Here is a 14,169-nt window from a genome sequence, read left to right on the forward strand (position 1 = left end):
TTGGAAGAGGTGAGGGGAATGAGGAAAGTTGGTATATTTCCTAGTATGATAATTCTTTTCACAGTAGGAATTTCTGCTGTGTTATATCCGCTACTACCTTCTGAAGTGGCGGTGCATTTCGGTACGGACTTCTCCCCAGATATGTTTATGCAAAAGTGGCTCGGCTTAATTCTGATTCCTTTTTTAATGATTATGTTTACAGGAACAGAATACTACGGGAAAGAAAAAGTGAACCAAGAGAGTTTGCTGGAATTTGAATATTGTTTTAGGTTGTTGTTAGTGCTGTTAACCATTATTCAGATGAGTATTATTGTCTACGCACTAGGTTACGATATTCCGACAGGTAGATTGTCGTTAGTGACAGCAGGGGCATTTATGTTTGTTGTAGCGGCCTACATTCAATACTCGAAAAAACTTTTTAAATTTTTAACGATGATTGGTTTTAAAAAGATAGATGCATGGTCAAGAAATCTACTTAGAAAAATTACAACTGTTACACTTAATATAGCTGGTACAATCTGTTTTATCCTCGCTTTGTTTATGCGTAATGATCCCAGTTACTTAATGCTAGCAATGCTAATGACGATGTGTGTGATTGTTGTTGGTTCAGGAGTTTACCTTAACAAGAAATAAAAATATAACAGTTTATATTTACAATTGATACAGTTTCGGTTTATAATGGTGGCGGAAGTTCTGCGCGCATGTGGCAGGAAGTCCGTCATTTTTTTGCGTAATCAAAAAGCGCTTACAAAAAAGAGGAGGAGAAATATTGCATAAAACAGCCAGAAAAATAGTAGTGGCACTCAGTTTGCTATGTTTACTAGTACTTACAGCATGTCAGTCTGGCGGTAAAGGGGAAAGCGAAAAAGTAACATCCGACAAGAAAACAAAAGTTGTGAACATCATGGAAACGAGTGGGATTCCAAATGCAAGTCCAACACTCGCAGACAATAGCGTAAGTTTCCGAGTAATCAATCAGATTTTTGAAGGATTATATCGATTAGATAAAAACGGGAAACCGGCACTAGCTCTAGCTGCCAGCGAACCCGAAGAAAAAGATGGCGGGAAAACACTTATTTTCAAAATTCGCGAAGATGCTAATTGGTCCAACGGTGATCCAGTGACAGCGCATGATTTCGAGTACGCATGGAAAAAAGTGGTGGATCCAAAAACAGCCGCTGCATACGGACCACAAATGGAAGAAATCGTCAAAAATGCTACCCAAATTCTCAAAGGTGAAATGTCACCGGACGAACTGGGTATTAAAGCGTTAGACGACAAAACACTGCAAATTCAACTAGAAAACCCAGTGCCAATTTTTAAAGAACTCCTAACAACTGGAACATTCTTCCCGCAAAACCAAGCATTCGTAGAAAAACAAGGTGATCGTTACGGAACGAAAAGCGACACACTTATTTCCAACGGCCCATTCAAACTAGAAAACTGGAATGGCACAAATATGACGTGGGATTACGTTAAAAACCCGACTTACTGGGATGAAAGAAATGTTCCTACTGAGAAAATTCATGTAACAGTCGTAAAAGATACCAATGCGGCCTTAAATTTATACAATACTAATAAATTAGATCGTGTCGAGCTTGACGGCGAATTTGTTAAGCAATATAAAGACGATAAAAATTTCCATAAAGAAGCAACTGGTCGCTCTGTCTATATGAAAATGAACCAAGGCAAAGACGGCGTGAAAACAGATTTGGCGAACTTGAACTTGCGCCGTGGTTTAGCGATGGCGATTGATAAAACTGGCATGGTCAACACGTTACTCGCTAACGGTTCGAAAGCATTAAATGGCGACGTGCCAGGCGGTATCATGTTTGATCCAGAAACAAAAGAAGATTTCCGCAAACAAAATGGCGACCTACTTAAATTCGATCAACAAGAAGCTATAAACGCATGGAAACAAGGTTTAAAAGAAATCGGTAAATCTGAATTAACGCTTACTTTAACGAGCGGTGATACGTCTTTACAACGCAAACAAACTGAATTTATCCAAAATCAACTAGAAGAAAATTTGCCCGGCCTAACAATCAAATTAAAAAACATTACAAATCAAGCGAGTTTCCAAGCAGACGTTACACAAGATTTTGAACTGCTACTAGGTGGCTGGGGCGGTGATTACCAAGACCCACTCACATATTTAAACTTATTCCTAACAAACAGCCCAGGTAACCACACAGGCTTCTCAAACGCCAAATACGACGAGCTAGTCCTTGGCGCCAAAGGTAAACTTTCGGCAGATCCGGAAAAAAGATGGCAAGCATTACTAGAAGCAGAACAAATTTTGCTAAAAGATAATGCCGTACTTATTCCGCTGTACCAAGGTGGCCGCGCCTACTTGCAAAAAAGCAACCTAAAAAATTACACAACGTATCCAATAGGTTCAGAAAACTATAAATGGATCGAAAAAAATTAATATGAAATGAGTCTAGTTAACTAAGCTAGGCTCTTTTTTTATACCCGAATGAAAATAAGACCTAGGATGTACCAATTTTCAGCCTAGAGCCGTTCGTCCCTTTTTTAAATCTCCCCTATAATTAACCTATCAACAAAAAAGGACGGTAAAAACAATGAAAAAGGGACTTTTCGGTTTACTGGCTGCAATTTTTGTATTAACAATGGTTGTAATTGAGTTTTCAGCACCAGTAGGATCAGCAGCAAATACATATTACGTTACAATCAAAAACGATGGGAAAGAAGTTACTAAGTCAAAGTTCAAAGGCTATTCTTTCCGCGAGTCGTGTCTAGATAATCAAGGAAACAGTCGTAAAGTTAACTTCATGTCAACTACACAACTTAAAAAGAATAAACAGTATAAAATCGTCGTTCAAGACAACGAATTACTCGTTCAAGCCAAGGAAATAAACAATGTTCCACTTGCAAGTAGTAAATAAAAATTAGAAATGAGGAAATAATCATGAACAGTTTTTGGAAAATATTTTTTACCATTATTTTAGGATTTATTGCACTTAATATCGTACTTGATATCGTCGGAATCACGCTACACTTCTTATTCCCAGTTATTATATTAGGTGGTATTGGATATGTGCTTTATCGCATGTGGGGCAATTCCCCGAAACGCTCAAGTCGCGACAATGAAGATCGCTACAACTGGTAATATACTCGCTAAAAAAGCTCCCTAGGCTTTTAGATATAAAGAACCTAATTTCTTTTATAGAAGTTAGGTTTTTTTGTATGGTAAGTTTGTTATAATAAGATAAAGGAAATGAGGCGATAGAAATGAAAAAAGATATAATCCTAAAATCTGTTGTTATATCAATCATTACAGCCCTAGTTTTCAACATTAAACGCAAAAAAGTTAAATAACCGTCCAAAAAATATAATTCGCGATTAAATGGCTATTTTAAGCCATTTGCATCTAATTTTGGTGTTGGTATGCTATAATAACAAAAAGAAAATCATGGAGGACATAGAGATGAATATTGAAAACACCTTACTAAAACAAGATGTATGGCGCTTCATTGATAATACAACTATTAATCCAGCTTTTGATGCGATTCAATCATTTGCTACAGATGATACGCTATGTCGTTCAGTTGGAGCGAGATTGGCGCCGTCCACCGTTCGCGGCTGGGTGCATGAAAAAACTGTTTCGCTTGGGATACAAGATTCTAAGTTGCCTGATATAGATAAAGGAATTGCATTTTTGCAAGAACAAGGTTACCGCGTCGTTGTCCGGAATTCTGGTGGATTAGCTGTAGTGCTTGATTCCGGCGTGCTTAATTTGTCGATGGTGTTACCAGATGCAGAACGAGGAATTGCGATTGAGCGAGGCTATGAAACAATGTTTACACTGATTAAAGATATGTTCGTAGACTGTAATGAAGTAATTGAAGCGAAAGAAATCGGAAATTCTTATTGCCCTGGAAGTTATGATCTTAGCATTCGTGGGAAAAAGTTTGCTGGTATTTCTCAGCGTAGGATGGCTAAAGGCGTAGCAGTCCAAATTTATTTAGCAATTGAAGGAGACCAAACAGCTCGCTCGGAACTAATTCGGGATTTCTACGCGATTAGTGGCAAAGACAAGCAAACAAAATATACTTTCCCGGATGTGGATTCTACTGTTATGGGGTCGCTTTCAGACTTAATGAAGAATGATATAAGCATAAATGAAACATTGGTGCGACTATTCAATAGCTTGCGGTACTATGCTGGTGAACTGGTATCGGGTACGCTCACACCAGAAGAATTGGATCTTTTTCCAGCTTATTACGAACGCTTAATTGCAAGGAATGATAAAGTGCTTGCGTGAACTTACTTGAGAGGAGAGGGCTGCATGAGTTACTTAACAGAGAAACTACTTGAAGAAAAAGTATTTAAAGATCCAGTGCACGGATATGTACATGTTTCTGATAAATTAATTTGGGATTTAATTGCTACAAAAGAGTTTCAGCGTTTGCGGCGGATACACCAATTGGGGACAACCTCGCTCACTTTTCACGGGGCGGAACACAGCCGTTTTAATCATTCATTAGGTGTTTACGAAATTGTTCGGCAAATCATTGATGTGACGTTTGCGAATGAGCCACAACTTGATTCGGAAGAGCGTATGGTTGCTTTGTGCGCTGCGCTTTTACATGATTTAGGACACGGCCCATTTTCACACGCTTTTGAAAAGGTTTTTGGGACAGATCATGAAGCTTATACACAGGAGATTATTATTGGTGATACCGAAGTCAGTGAAGTCTTGATGCGGGTCGGAGAAGAATTCCCGCTAAAAGTTGCCGCTATTATTAAGAAAAATTATCCTAATCAAACACTCGTGAAGTTGATTTCTAGTCAGATTGATGCGGATCGAATGGATTATTTACTACGGGATGCTTATTATACCGGGGTTAGTTACGGGAAGTTTGATCTCGAGCGGATTTTGCGGGTGTTAAGACCTAGTCCAGATGGCAATGGGGTCATCGTAAAATATTCTGGGATGCATGCGGTAGAAGATTACATTATGAGTCGCTACCAAATGTACCAACAAGTCTATTTTCACCCAGTTAGTCGAAGCGGTGAAGTATTATTATGGAAAATTCTCGAGCGTGCCAAAAAGTTATATTGCGCTGGCTATGAATTTCAAGTTACGCCGATTCAAGTACTACCATTCTTTTTGAATGAAGTAAGTTTAAAAGAGTATATCGTACTGGATGACATTGTGCTGATGTACTACTTCTCTATTTGGCAAGAAGAAGCTGATCCGATTTTAAGTGATTTGTGTAGCCGATTTTTGAATAGGAGATTGCTTAGATACACCAACTACGATCCAAAAGAAGATGCGGAATTTTATGCGGAACTAAAAGGGCTTCTTGAAAAAGCAGATATTGACCCGTCGTATTATTTAGTGATTGATTCTTCCAGCGATTTGCCATACGATTACTATCTTCCAGGAGTTGGTAGCGGGAAAGACCCGATTAAACTTTTGATGGGAAACGGGGAGTTGCGCGAATTATCGACCGAATCGCCAGTTGTTGAAGCGATTGGCCGAGAGCGGAGGACGGATATAAAGTTGTATTACCCGCTTGATTTTATCGAAAGTGGGCGGGTTGAACAAGAAATTGCGGAAAGAATGATTTCGATTATTCATGCGCATTCCCTGAAAGAAAAATAAAAAAGCAAGGCGATAAACCTTGCTTCTAGTGCGCTTAAATATCCGATTTTCTTACGCCGCCAACACCGTAATCCGTTTTTTTCATTTCTTCTAAAATTACATGAATGTTTTCTTTCGGCGCTTTTAGGTTTTTGGAAACAACTTCAGTTACTTCGCTCACTAAAGCTTTCTTTTGATCGTCTGTACGACCTTCTAAAAATTGAATGGTAACAAATGGCATTTTCTCACCTCGATCAACGTTTTTTTCATTATAGCATATAAAAATTACTCAATAAAAGATAAAGGAGGCACTTATGCCTAGTTTTCTCGCTTACCCACTAGAAATGATACCTTATGTTGTAGTTACATTATTAATTGCGTTTACAATCCACGAATGGGCTCATGCCTTGGTTGCGCTCGCTTTTGGAGACGACACAGCCAAAAATCAAGGAAGATTGTCCTTGAACCCAATTGTACATGTCGATTTATTCGGTTTACTGATGATCTTAATTGCTGGTTTTGGTTGGGCTAAACCGACCCCAGTCAATCGATTTAAATTAAAGAAACGCCGACTTGGCAGTATTCTCGTTTCGCTTGCTGGTCCAATCAGTAATTTATTCCTTGCGATGGTTGGTGTGGGCTTTTATGCATTATTTTTAAATTTTTCTTTCTTTACATATGGCTCGGTTACAGAAACATTTTTAATGATTTTTATAGACTTAAATCTAGTATTATTTGTATTTAACTTAATTCCACTTCCGCCACTGGATGGCTACCAAATTTTAGTGGAATTTTTACCAATGTCTGCTAGAGCCAAACTTGAACCGCTAGAACGATATGCGATACTTATTTTCCTAGTAGTTGCGGTAACGCCTATCTCTGAATTTACCATTCAACCGATTTTTGACACGGTGATTCCGTTTGTTCTAAATATGATTTTAGCAGTATTTGGTCTGACGTCATATTAAGCTGTTGCTTTTCATGCTATTTTTCACTATAATATAATGCGTCTATTCTTCTGACCGGAAAGGGGTAAATAAGCGATATGACAGCCAATCAAATGGAACGAAAAAAAGTAACTATTCATATCACCAATGTCATCCGTCAGATGGATGCAGAAGAGAAATCCGATATGTCTGTTTCTGGTGTTTTTTACCGAGATAAAGGCAATCGGTATCTGCATTATGAGGAAAAACAATTAGCTGGAACAATTCGTACGGTTCTTAAAATTGCTGACAACGAGCTGCTTTTAATGAGAAGTGGTGCCGTAAATATGAGAATGCACTTTTTCCGAGATAATCGGAGAAGTACTGCGTCTGTTGATTCAGGAGCAGGGAAATTACAATTAGAATCAGAATTAGTATCAATGGAAGAACTATATGAAAATAAGCCTGATGTGCTAAGTGAAGTCGCATTTCAATATGATTTGCTAAGTCACGGCGAATACATCGGCTCATATACTGTTTTAATGAAAATAGAGGAGGACGCAGAATGAATGTCATGCAAGAGAACCAAATCAAACTAGTTGAACATATCAAACAAGCAGTTGTTCAAGCGGTTGGTTTAGAAGAAGCGGAAGTACCAGAAATTTTACTAGAAGTACCAAAAGATAAAAAGCATGGAGATTATTCGACTAATATTGCGATGCAACTTGCTAGAGTAGCTAAGAAAGCCCCTCGTCAAATTGCCGAAAGTATCGTTCCAGAACTTAAAAAAGATAACAAATTAATTAAAGAAGTAGAAATTGCTGGACCTGGTTTTATCAACTTCTACCTAGATAATGCTTATTTAACTGACTTAGTTCCAGTTATTTTAACTGAAGATAAAAAATACGGAGAGTCTGATTTTGGTAAAGGAGAAAAATTCCAAATTGAATTTGTTTCCGCGAACCCAACTGGCGACTTACATTTAGGACATGCCCGTGGTGCTGCAATCGGAGACTCCCTTGCTAACATTATGAACATGGCCGGATTCGATGTTTCAAGAGAATATTATATTAATGATGCCGGCAATCAAATCAATAATTTAGTTCTTTCAGCAGAAGCGCGTTATTTTGAAGCGTTAGGCTTAGAATCTGAATTCCCAGAAGATGGCTACCGCGGTGCGGATATTATCTCCCTTGGGAAAGATTTGGCAGCTAAATACGGCGATAAATACGTGAATGCCAGTGAAGAAGAGCGTCGTTCCGTTTTCCGTGTTGATGCACTAGCATTTGAAACTGGAAAATTACGTGCGGACTTAGAAGAATTCCGTGTTTCTTTTGATGAGTGGTTTTCAGAAACATCTCTATATGAAGAAAACAAAGTGTTGCCAGCGTTAGAACGTTTGCGCGAAAATGGTTATATTTATGAACAAGATGGCGCGACTTGGTTAAGAACAACGGATTTTGAAGATGATAAAGACCGTGTTTTAATCAAAACGGACGGTAGCTACACATATTTCTTACCAGATATCGCTTATCATTTAAATAAATTAGAGCGTGGCTTTGATGTGTTAATTGATATTTGGGGAGCGGATCACCACGGTTATATTCCGCGGATGCGTGCTGCAATTGAAGCACTTGGTTACTCACCAAATCAACTAGAAGTAGAAATAATTCAACTCGTTCACTTATTTGAAGACGGCGTTCAAGTTAAAATGAGTAAACGTACTGGTAAATCTGTTACGATGCGCGACTTAATTGAAGAAGTTGGCCTTGATGCGACAAGATATTTCTTTGCAATGCGTAGCTTTGATACACATATGAACTTCGATATGAGTTTAGCAAAATCAACGTCTAATGATAATCCAGTTTATTATGTACAATATGCACACGCCAGAATTTCTAGCATTCTACGCTCAGGTAAAGAACAAGGTTTGGAAGTTACAAAAGAAGCGGAGATGAGCTTGTTACAAACCGAAGCAGAATATGATTTATTAAAAGTATTAGGTGAATTCGCGGATGTTGTTGCGGAGGCTGCTGCCAAAAGAGCGCCACATCGTATCGTTCGTTACTTAAATGATTTAGCGACTGCGTTCCACCGTTTTTACAATAGCAATAAAGTACTTGATATGGATAATTTAGAAGTAACAAAAGCAAGACTAGCGCTTATTAAAACAGCACAAATTACTCTTAGAAATGGTTTGACGCTGCTTGGTGTATCAGCACCAGAAAAAATGTGATATCCTAAATTTATAGGTTACTCGTTGACGTCATAACCAAAATGTACTAAAGTTAATAGAAACATAGGTAATTGAAAAAACGGGGAGAGCATATGATGAAGCGATTAATAATTTTGGCGCTGCTTTTCGTGTTTCTGTGCGTCGCAATCTATATTCTCTACGACTTTCAACTTGGATCGATCCCAATTCTTTTAATGGCCATCCTTTTCTTTTACATCGGATATAAAATAGTCAAGAAGAATTGATGTAATTAAGAAAATTTAGGTTGTACTTGCCAGAAATAACATGTAAAATAGTGAAGTTGGGCTGAACGAAAAAATAACAGCTAAATAAATTGGAATTACGATAGAAAGGGCGTGCCAGTTTTGGATTTAAAGAACTTAACGCAAGAAGAACGTAGTGAACTATCTTTAATTGATGTTGCACATTTTATTTTGGAACAACGAAAAGAAACTATTCTTTTCCCTGAATTAGTGAAAGAGATTCAAGCGTTCCTAGGTTTGAAAGATGCAGAAATAAGGGAGCGTCTTGTTCAATTTTATACAGATATGAATATTGATGGTAACTTTATTTCGCTAGGAAACAACACGTGGGGACTTCGTGCATGGTATCCAATGGATGCAATTGATGAAGAAGTTCAAACACAAACGACTCCTAAGAAAAAACGTAAATCAGACGATGATGACGACGAAGATGAAGAAATCTTGGATGATGACGTGGACTACGATGATGAAGAAATCGTGGAAGAGCTTGGTGAAGAAGAAATCTCTCTTGCTGACGTTTTACTTGACGAAGAGGAAGATGACGATGATCACTTACCAGACGGAATCGAAGGCGATTTAGCTACTGTAGAAGATGACTATTCTGATGGCGATTATACAGAAGACCCAGAAGATAAATAATAACTAAATTTTAATCAGATAGACACACCCATTTTTATGGAAAAGTGTCTATCTGATTTTTTTTAGCGTACTTAATGGATTGATGGCGGTTTCATAAAATAAAGACTTGACTTCTATCGCTATCATTAGTAGTATTTTATTTGGGCTCCCTTTTATAGGGACGGATATTTATGAGAATCGACGCTCCCTTACTTTTATGAAGTAGGCGGAGTGTTTTTTATTTTGGTTTACAAAATACTTGAAATTGTGATGGATACGTTAGAAAGATAATCACAATATTGTTTTATCTGGCAATTTCCCACCCCAGCAGGAAAATCGTCAGAACCCTGCAAGTTTTTCATTTCAGGAAGGAGTAGATTTTTTTAACATGACAAAGTATATTTTCGTTACAGGTGGCGTAGTTTCGTCAATCGGAAAAGGAATCACAGCAGCATCACTAGGACGTTTGCTGAAAAATCGTGGACTTAGTGTGACCATTCAAAAGTTTGATCCATACATCAACGTGGATCCAGGAACTATGAGTCCATACCAACACGGGGAAGTTTATGTGACGGATGACGGCGCGGAAACAGACCTAGACCTTGGCCATTACGAACGTTTTATCGATATTAACTTAAATAAATACAGCAACGTAACAACTGGTAAAGTTTACTCGGAAGTTATTAAAAAAGAACGTCGCGGGGATTACTTAGGTGGAACTGTGCAAGTTATTCCACACATTACAAACGAATTAAAAGATCGTGTTTTCCGTGCAGCGCGCATGACCAATTCAGATATTATCATCACTGAAATTGGTGGAACGGTTGGGGATATCGAATCTTTACCATTCTTAGAAGCAATTCGTCAAATTAAAAGTGATGTTGGTGCGGAAAACGTACTTTATATTCACACAACTTTAATTCCTTACATCAAAGCTGCAGGCGAAATGAAAACAAAACCAACACAACATAGTGTAAAAGAACTTCGCAGCCTAGGAATTCAACCAAACATTATCGTTGTTCGTACAGAGCAACCAGTTTCACAAGAAATGAAAGATAAGATTGCGCTATTTTGTGATATTAAAGCTTCTGAGGTTATTGAATCTCGTGATGAAGAAACACTTTATAACGTACCACTTTCTTTACAAAAACAAAAAATGGATGATATCGTCCTAGAACACTTGCAATTAGAAGCACCACAAGCTGAAATGACTGATTGGAAAAACCTAGTACACCGCGTGAAAAACCTTTCCAAAAAAGTTCGTATCGGCTTAGTTGGTAAATATGTTTCCTTGCAAGATGCTTACCTTTCTGTAGCAGAAGCACTTCGTCATGCCGGATATGACCATGATGCAGAAATCGAAATCGACTGGATTGATTCCGAAAAAGTAACAAAAGAAAATGTTGCTGAAATCATGAAAGACGTTGATGGTATCTTAGTTCCTGGTGGTTTCGGCGATCGTGCTATTGAAGGTAAAATTGCTGCTATCGAGTATGCACGCGTAAATAAAGTGCCTTATTTCGGTATTTGTTTAGGTATGCAACTGGCAACTGTTGAATTTGCTCGCAATGTTCTTGGTCTTGAAGGAGCGCATTCCGCAGAAATCGAACCAGAAACAAACCATAACATCATTGATTTACTACCAGAACAAAAAAATATCGAAAACATGGGTGGAACGCTTCGTTTAGGTCTTTATCCAGCGCGTATTAAGCAAGGAACTAAAGCGGAGGCTGCTTATGGTACAACACTTGTAGAAGAGCGTCACCGTCATCGTTATGAGTTTAATAACGAATATAGAGAGCAAATGGAAGAAGCTGGCATGATTGTTTCTGCAACAAGCCCAGATGGCCGCTTAGTTGAAGTAGTGGAACTAGTTGATCATCCTTGGTTTGTCGCTTGTCAATATCACCCAGAATTCATTTCTCGTCCAAATCGTCCGCAAAGCTTGTTTAAAGATTTTGTTGGCGCAGCACTTAACAATAAATAAGATGATAAAAAAATCCCAGCCGAATGTGGCTGGGATTTTTTGCTATTTAGTAGCACTAAGGTTAGATGCTTTCGTCCAACCGATAAATGTAGTGCTTGTTCTTATACGATACCAAAGCTGTCCTTCGACGGTTGCTTGGCTATCGACAGTTAATTTTTCATTTTTGTATGTTGCTAAAGTGCCCCATTTAACATCGGCATCCACTACAGGAACCTTGTAGTACGCCTCGCCTGTTTTGCTTGGGATGACGTAACGTGTTAAATTAGTCGGTGTTTCCATGCTTTGCTTGTAGAACGTATCAAGTGGACGCGTGTCAACCCACCCAATTACTTTGCCATCAATACTAAATTGATACCAAGTAGTGATTGGTGTTTTAGCTTCACGCAAGATACGCATGTTTTTACCAGCATAGACAGAAAGCTGATTAACTAAATTAGCGCCTTCTGTTTTATATGGTTTTGTCCAAACGGCATTACCCGGCGCAGTTTTTACTCGTGCATAAGCGGTTACGCCTTTATCATATTCGATTGGATCAAATGGTGACGTAGCTGTTAAGTTGGAAGCTTTTGTCCAACCAATAAAAGTAGATCCTGCGCTCACGCGATACCAAAGTTCTCCTTCGATAGTTGCTTGTTTGTCGACGGTTAATTTTTCATTTTTATAAGTGGCTAAAGTGCCCCATTTAACATCGGCATCCACGACAGGAACTTTGTAGTAAGCTTCATTCGCTTTGTTTGCTACGATATAACGCGTCAAATTAGCAGGAGTTTCCATACTTTGTTTGTAGAATGTATCAAGCGCACGTGTGTCAACCCAACCAATCGTTTTGCCATCAATACTAAATTGGTACCAAGTAGTGATTGGCGTTTTGGCTTCGCGCAAGATGCGCATATTTTTACCCTCATAGACAGAAAGTTGATTGACTAAGTTAGCACCTTCTGTTTTGTAAGGTTTTGTCCAAACGGCGTTGTAAGGTGCAGTTTTCACTCGTGCATAAGCAGTTACGCCTTTATCGTATTCAATTTTATCGAAAGGAGAAGTAGCTGTTAAGTTTGCAGCTTTCGTCCAACCAATAAAGGTAGATCCTGCGCTCACGCGATACCAAAGTTGTCCTTCAACAGTTGCTTGTTTATCAACGGTTAATTTTTCATTTTTGTATGTTGCTAAAGTGCCCCATTTAACATCGGCATCCACTACTGGCACCTTGTAGTACGCTTCGTTCGCTTTATTTGCAACGACATAACGCGTCAAATTAGCAGATGTTTCCATGCTTTGTTTGTAGAATGTATCAAGTGCGCGTGTATCAACCCAACCAATGGTCTTGCCGTCGATGCTAAATTGGTACCAAGTGGTGATTGGTGTTTTAGCTTCGCGCAAGATACGCATGTTTTTACCAACATACGATGATAGTGGGTTCACAAGTTTTGCGCCTTCTGTTTTGTATGGTCTTGTCCAAACCGCATTGTAAGGTGCAGTTTTTACGCGAGCATAAGCAGTTACGCCTTTATCATATTCGATTTTGTCGTAAGTGACTTTGCTTGCTTGAATAGCGTTATATTTTTCGTTGATCAACGTCACAAAACTATTGAAGTTATAGCCCCATTGATTGAAATAAGAAACGGGATCTGTGTGCGTTGTTCCACCAAGATAACGTGTAACAGAATCGTGAGACCAAACTGTTCCTTTACCGTCATTATGCGCACTATCAACTGGAAGATTATATTGATCCAGCAGGTAAGCCGCGTAATAGGCATAGTTATTAATAGAACGAGCAAATTCGTCAAAGGTTTTTGAACGAACTAATTCGACTTGGATAAAGCGAGCATTGGCATATTGGCCGGCTCCCCATACCCCATTTTCGGTAGGGTGAATTTGGATAATACGAGATTTATCTACAAATGAATGAACAAAGGCATTATTGTAGTTTCTACTCATGTAACTAATTTCACCTGTGATAGTAGAAGAATTATTTGCTGTTTCGTGAATGACAATTCCTTCTGGTTTCCCATAACCATTACGGTAATTAAACTTAGGAAATTGACTTTGCAATTGCTTTTCAATGGATGCGCTTGAAAATTTATTTGATTTAATATAGGAATTAACGTCAGGATATCCTGCTGTTGCGCGAAGTAAAGGTACAGACTTCAGTACGCTATTAGTTCCATCTTCAAAGCCGTCATGTTCTTCCGTAGCAGTCCCGTCCCTAACTCCTTGGGGAATATAGATGGATTGATCATCTACATTTTGCACTGTTTCCGTAGAAGCTGCACTTGCTTTCTCTGTAATCATGGTAGCGGACACGCCAATAAAAGCAAGGCTTGTAAAAACAACCGCCGATTTTACTAATTTTTTCAAAGTTTAAATCCTCTCCTAACTGCACTACTTTCAATAAGAAATAAAATTATTCTACACTAATTATGACAATACGTGAAGTCGTAGTCAATGGCTATAAGCAACAATGAACCTAATTGCACATGTTTTTTAATGTAAAAGTAATATAATTTCAAAATGGTACACAAAATGTA

The 14,169-nt window shown here is 38.4% G+C and carries 13 protein-coding genes; 11 read left to right on the forward strand and 2 right to left on the reverse strand.

Translation table 11 applies throughout. The features are described 5' to 3' along the window. Positions 1-18: 18 nt before the first annotated feature. From HCB49_RS12225 to HCB49_RS12250, 6 genes are all read left to right on the forward strand, one after another. Positions 19-633, forward strand: a complete 615-nt coding sequence (locus HCB49_RS12225; RefSeq protein WP_185399405.1) for a DUF1648 domain-containing protein — start codon at positions 19-21, stop codon at positions 631-633. 136 nt (positions 634-769) lie between these two features. Further along, positions 770-2,431, forward strand: coding sequence for a peptide ABC transporter substrate-binding protein (locus tag HCB49_RS12230; RefSeq protein WP_185605106.1), 1,662 nt, complete (start codon positions 770-772; stop codon positions 2,429-2,431). Between the two features lie 154 nt (positions 2,432-2,585). Next, positions 2,586-2,909, forward strand: coding sequence for a YxeA family protein (locus HCB49_RS12235; protein ID WP_185481156.1), 324 nt, complete (start codon positions 2,586-2,588; stop codon positions 2,907-2,909). A 23-nt stretch (positions 2,910-2,932) separates the two neighbouring features. After that, entirely contained in the window at positions 2,933-3,133 is a 201-nt protein-coding gene (locus HCB49_RS12240; RefSeq protein ID WP_185392392.1) for a hypothetical protein, read from the forward strand. Between the two features lie 318 nt (positions 3,134-3,451). Then, the gene (gene lipL / locus HCB49_RS12245; protein WP_185605107.1) at positions 3,452-4,288 is read left to right on the forward strand and encodes a lipoyl-[GcvH]:protein N-lipoyltransferase; all 837 of its coding nucleotides are present in this window, start codon (positions 3,452-3,454) and stop codon (positions 4,286-4,288) included. Positions 4,289-4,312: 24 nt separating this feature from the next. Beyond that, positions 4,313-5,635, forward strand: coding sequence for an HD domain-containing protein (locus HCB49_RS12250; protein WP_185605108.1), 1,323 nt, complete (start codon positions 4,313-4,315; stop codon positions 5,633-5,635). Between the two features lie 34 nt (positions 5,636-5,669). On the opposite strand, the gene thmT is transcribed toward HCB49_RS12250, so the two are convergent. Further along, on the reverse strand, positions 5,670-5,855 hold the full coding sequence (gene thmT / locus HCB49_RS12255) for a 2-hydroxymuconate tautomerase (RefSeq protein WP_003723612.1): 186 nt from the start codon (positions 5,853-5,855) through the stop codon (positions 5,670-5,672). Between the two features lie 73 nt (positions 5,856-5,928). Here thmT and HCB49_RS12260 point away from each other — a divergent pair, with 73 nt between their 5' ends. The 5 genes from HCB49_RS12260 to pyrG all read left to right on the forward strand — a co-directional run bounded on the left by HCB49_RS12260 (position 5,929) and on the right by pyrG (position 11,644). Next, the gene (locus HCB49_RS12260) at positions 5,929-6,582 is read left to right on the forward strand and encodes a site-2 protease family protein (protein ID WP_185481153.1); all 654 of its coding nucleotides are present in this window, start codon (positions 5,929-5,931) and stop codon (positions 6,580-6,582) included. A 77-nt stretch (positions 6,583-6,659) separates the two neighbouring features. Further along, a complete protein-coding gene (locus tag HCB49_RS12265) occupies positions 6,660-7,109 on the forward strand; it encodes a YwiB family protein (RefSeq protein ID WP_003723610.1) in 450 nt (149 codons plus the stop codon). Continuing rightward, a complete protein-coding gene (gene argS, locus HCB49_RS12270; RefSeq protein WP_185605109.1) occupies positions 7,106-8,776 on the forward strand; it encodes an arginine--tRNA ligase in 1,671 nt (556 codons plus the stop codon). Before HCB49_RS12265 ends, argS begins: the two co-directional genes overlap by 4 nt. 365 nt (positions 8,777-9,141) lie before the next feature. After that, entirely contained in the window at positions 9,142-9,678 is a 537-nt protein-coding gene (gene rpoE, locus HCB49_RS12275; protein ID WP_014601153.1) for a DNA-directed RNA polymerase subunit delta, read from the forward strand. A 367-nt stretch (positions 9,679-10,045) separates the two neighbouring features. Further along, entirely contained in the window at positions 10,046-11,644 is a 1,599-nt protein-coding gene (pyrG, locus tag HCB49_RS12280; protein WP_185481151.1) for a CTP synthase, read from the forward strand. Between the two features lie 42 nt (positions 11,645-11,686). Here pyrG and HCB49_RS12285 read toward each other — a convergent pair whose 3' ends face one another. Then, positions 11,687-13,999, reverse strand: a complete 2,313-nt coding sequence (locus HCB49_RS12285; RefSeq protein WP_185605110.1) for a GW domain-containing glycosaminoglycan-binding protein — start codon at positions 13,997-13,999, stop codon at positions 11,687-11,689. Positions 14,000-14,169 lie beyond the last annotated feature (170 nt).

This window comes from Listeria cossartiae subsp. cayugensis, from assembly GCF_014229095.1.
Classification (GTDB): Bacteria; Bacillota; Bacilli; order Lactobacillales; family Listeriaceae; genus Listeria; species Listeria cayugensis.